Consider the following 3,319-nt stretch of genomic DNA (forward strand, 5'->3'; position numbering starts at 1 on the left):
GAGTTCGAGGACGCGATCGACGTCGAGGACGACCATGAGCTGTCCGTCGAGGCGGTGGACGCCGCCGGCGAGCTTGGCCATGCGGGGATCGAGGTTGACGGGGTTGTCTTCCTTGCCGTCCTCGGACAGGCGCAGCACCTCGCCGATCTGGTCGATCAGCAGGCCGTAGGATTCGCCGCGCAGGTCGACGCCGACCGCCATCGGCACCTTGCCGTCCTCGGGCTTGGGCAGGCCGAGCCGGGCGCGCATGTCGACCACGGTGACGATGCGGCCGCGCAGGTTCAACACGCCGGCGATCTCGCGCGAGGACAAGGGAACGCGGGTGACGCGCTCGGGCATGAACACGTCCTGGACCCGGGAGATCGGCAGGCCGAACAGCTGGCCGCCGATCATCGCGGTGACGTATTCGACCATCGCGCCTTCGCTCGAGTGGATCTTGGTGGTGCTCATTGCTGTATCTCCCTGTCCGCCTTACGCCGCGGCCCGGCTCAGCTCGGAGGCGCCGGCGGCACCTGCGGTCTGCTCCTTCAGCGCCGCGATCAGGCCGGGACGGTCGAACTTGGCGACATAGTCGTGGAAGCCGGCCTGCCGGCCGCGCTCGATCGCCGCCGGCGACACCAGTGCGGAGAGACCGATGATCGGCGTCGCGGCCAGATTGTTGTCGGAGCGGATCACCTCGGCGAACTCGAACCCGTTCATCTCGGGCATCTCGATGTCGGTCAGCACCACGTCGAAGCTCTGGCCGGAGCGCAGCGTGGCCAGCGCCTCCTGCGCGTTCGGGGCGGTGCGGACGCGGTAGCCGGCGGCTTTCAGCACCGGTGCCAGCATGTTGCGGAAGAAGGCGCTGTCGTCGACCAAGAGCACCGACTGCGCGTGCATCGACGGCTTCATCTCCTTGCGGGTGAACCAGTCGGCGAACGCCATCGGCAGGAAGTGGCCGACGTCGATCACCTCGGTGGCCTGGCCCTTGATCACGGCCGAGCCGAGAATGCCGCTGGAGGAGCCGCCGACCTCGATGTTGAGCCGTTCCTCGACGATGTCGATGATCTCGTCGACGACCAGGCCCATCGAGCGGCCGTCGTCGGAGAACACCAGGATCGGCTGGGCGCCCTGGGACGCGATGGTGACGTTCTCCATCGCCACCAGCGGCATCAGCTGCTCGCGGTACTGCACCATGTAGCGGCCGTTGCTGAACTCGATCTTGTCGGCCGGCAGCTCCTCCAGGCGCGTGACGAGCCCGAGCGGCACCGCCTTGGGCTGGGACGAGCCGGCGCGGAACACCAATAGCGAGGTGGTCTGCTCGGCGGAGGAAGAATGATGACCGGCGGCTTCGTCGCCCATGTCGTGGGCCGAGGCGCCGGCGGCGCCGAGCGCCTTGGCAATGCCGTTGGGGTCGATGATCATGATCACGGCGCCATCGCCCAGGATGGTGTTGCCGGAGAACATGTCGATGTGGCGCAGCTTGGTCGACATCGGCTTGACCACGATCTCTTCGGTGTGGAACACGCCGTCGACCACGATGCCGAAGGTCTGGCTGCCGACTTGCGTGACCACGATAAAGCCGTTCTCGGGATCGGACGCGGCGCCGTCGTCGATCCTGAGCAGCTTCTTGAGGTGGATCAGCGGCAGCAGCTTGTTGCGCAATCTCAGGACCGCGGTGTCCTTGATGCGCTCGATGCGGTGTTCTGAGTTGGCGCGGGCGCGGACCAATTCCACGACGGCGAGCTGCGGGATGGCAAACCGGTCGCCGGCGGCCTCGACGATCAGCGCCGAGACGATCGCCAGGGTCAGCGGGATCTTGATGGTGACGGAGGAGCCTTCGCCGGCGACGCTCTTGATGTCGATGGTGCCGCCGATCTGGTCGATATTGGTGCGCACCACGTCCATGCCGACGCCGCGGCCCGACACCGAGGTGACGGCGGCCGCCGTGGAGAAGCCGGGCGCGAAGATGAACTTGTGGATCTGGGCTTCGCTCATCTTCTCGAGCTCAGCCTCGGTGACGAGACCGGAGGAGATCGCCTTGGCCTTGATCCTGTCGGTGTTGAGGCCGCGGCCGTTGTCGGCGATGCAGATAATGATGTGGCCGCCCTCGTGATAGGCGGACAGCCGGATGGTGCCCTGCTCGCCCTTGCCGGCAGCGAGCCGCTCGGCCGGGGTCTCCAGGCCATGGTCGGCGGAGTTGCGCACCATGTGGGTGAGCGGGTCCTTGATCAGGTCGAGCACCTGGCGGTCGAGCTCGGTGTCGGCGCCGTGCATCTCCAGCTCGATCTGCTTGCCGAGTTCGCTGGAGAGGTCGCGGACGATGCGGGGCAGCTTCTGCCAGGCATTGCCGATCGGCTGCATCCGCGTCTTCATGACGCCTTCCTGCAGCTCGGCGGTGACGTTGGACAGCCGCTGCAACGGCACCTTGAACTCGGTGTCCTCGTTGCGGCGGGAGATCTCCAGGAGCTGGTTGCGGGTCAAGACCAGCTCGGAGACCATGGTCATCAGATGCTCCAGCGTATCCACGTTGACGCGGATCGACTGGTTGGCGATGCGGTCGCCCTCGGAGGCCACCTCGTCGGCCATCGACTTCTTGGCCGCGGGCTTGTCCTTGGGCGCGTTGGCTTCCTTGGCGGTTGCCTTGGCGGGCTGCTTGGCCGTTTCCTTGGCAGTTTCCTTGGCAGCAGCAGGGGCCGGCGCCGGCTCGGGTGCAACTTCAACCTTGGCGACGGGCACCGGCGCTTCGATCGCGGTCTCGCGGAAGGCGCGCTCCAGCTCGTCCAGCGACACTTCGCCGGGACGCAGCGGCCGCTCCAGGGTCTGGTCGATCAGCGCGCCCTGGCTTGCTGGCGCAGCTTCCACCGCAGCCGGCGCTTCCGGCACCAGCGGCGGCGCTTCGGCAACGGCAGCGGCGGCAGTCCCCGCCGGCATCGGCTGCGCCGAGCCGGACATTGCCGCCATGCCCTGCTCGACCATCGCTTCCAGCTTGTCGATCAGGTCGCGGTCGGTGCCCTCGGGCTCGGCTTCGCTCGCCTCCAGCCCGGCCAGAATCTCCTTGATGCGGTCGATCGAGGACAGGATCACCGTCACCGCCTGCCCCGTCACCGGCATGCCGTCGCGGAACTTGCCCATCAAGGTCTCGCCGGCATGCGCCAGCGCTTCCAGACGCGGCAAGCCCAAGAAGCCGCAGGTGCCCTTGATGGTGTGGACCAGGCGGAAGATGTTATCCAGGATCTTGGCGTTGTTCGGCTCCTGCTCGAACTTCACCAGCTGGTTGTCCACGGTGTCCAGGCTCTCGCTGGTCTCCGTCAGAAACTCCCGCAACAGATCATCCATG

At 66.9% G+C, this 3,319-nt stretch carries 2 protein-coding genes; both read right to left on the bottom strand.

Annotated elements, in window-relative coordinates; translation table 11 throughout:
* A partial coding sequence (locus tag IVA82_RS37400) for a chemotaxis protein CheW (protein WP_247387790.1) occupies window positions 1-450 on the bottom strand: 450 nt, incomplete at its 3' end.
* Window positions 451-471: 21 nt separating this feature from the next.
* On the bottom strand, window positions 472-3,318 hold the full coding sequence (locus tag IVA82_RS37405) for a hybrid sensor histidine kinase/response regulator (protein ID WP_247493799.1): 2,847 nt from the start codon (window positions 3,316-3,318) through the stop codon (window positions 472-474).
* Window position 3,319: the final 1 nt, after the last annotated feature.

This window comes from Bradyrhizobium sp. 142, from assembly GCF_023074015.1.
Lineage (GTDB): Bacteria > Pseudomonadota > Alphaproteobacteria > Rhizobiales > Xanthobacteraceae > Bradyrhizobium.